Origin of the sequence: Bradyrhizobium sp. 164 (assembly GCF_023073715.1) — a bacterium.
Taxonomy (GTDB): Bacteria; Pseudomonadota; Alphaproteobacteria; order Rhizobiales; family Xanthobacteraceae; genus Bradyrhizobium.
The window spans coordinates 1-1,201 of record NZ_JADPKA010000054.1; the positions used below are offsets into that span (position 1 = coordinate 1).

General features: G+C 65.4%; 1 protein-coding gene. It reads left to right on the top strand.

Annotated elements, in window-relative coordinates:
• A partial coding sequence (locus tag IVB01_RS19345; RefSeq protein WP_247494750.1) for a chemotaxis protein CheW occupies nucleotides 1-1,201 on the top strand: 1,201 nt, incomplete at both ends.

A 1,201-nucleotide genomic window follows, 5' to 3' on the forward strand; every position in this document is an offset into this window, starting at 1 on the left:
GCGGGCTGGTCACCGAGGCCGAGCTCGAGAAGATGAGCGAAGCCCAGATCCACAAGTTCATCTTCGCGCCGGGCTTCTCGACCGCGGCCGCCATCACCTCGGTCTCCGGCCGCGGCGTCGGCATGGACGTGGTGCGCACCAATATCGACCAGATCGGCGGCACCATCGACATCAAGAGCGTGGCCGGCGAAGGCTCCTCCGTCACCATCAAGATCCCGCTGACCTTGGCGATCGTCTCGGCCCTGATCGTCGAGGCCGCCGGCGACCGCTTTGCCATTCCGCAGCTCTCGGTGGTCGAGCTGGTGCGCGCCCGCGCCAATTCCGAGCACCGCATCGAGCGCATCAAGGACACCGCGGTGCTGCGCCTGCGCAACAAGCTCTTGCCGCTGATCCATCTGAAGAAGCTCTTGAAGATCGACGACGGCGCCGCATCCGATCCCGAGAACGGTTTTATCGTGGTCACCCAAGTCGGCAGCCAGACCTTCGGCATCGTCGTCGACGGCGTGTTCCACACCGAAGAGATCGTGGTCAAGCCGATGTCGACCAAGCTGCGTCACATCGACATGTTCTCGGGCAACACCATTTTGGGCGATGGCGCCGTCATCATGATCATCGATCCCAACGGCATTGCCAAGGCGCTCGGCGCCGCCGGCTCCTCGGCCCATGACATGGCCGACGAGAACGGGGCGCATCACATCGGCGCGGGCGAGCAGACCACCTCGCTGCTGGTGTTCCGCGCCGGCTCGTCCCAGCCCAAGGCGGTCCCGCTCGGGCTCGTCACCCGCCTCGAGGAGCTGCCCGCCGACAAGATCGAGTTCAGCAACGGCCGCTACATGGTGCAGTACCGCGAGCAGCTGATGCCGCTGGTCGCCATGGAGGGCGTCACCGTTGCGAGCCAGGGAGCCCAACCGATCCTGGTGTTCGCCGACGACGGCCGCGCCATGGGCCTCGTCGTCGACGAGATCATCGACATCGTCGAGGAACGGCTCAACATCGAGGTCGGCGGCTCCTCCTCGGGCATTCTCGGCTCGGCCGTGATCAAGGGCCAGGCCACCGAGGTGATCGACGTCGGCCACTTCCTGCCGATGGCGTTCGCCGACTGGTTCACCCGCAAGGAGATGAAGCCGTCGCTGCATTCGCAGTCGGTGCTGCTGGTCGACGATTCCGCGTTCTTCCGCAACATGCTGGCGCCGGTGCTCAA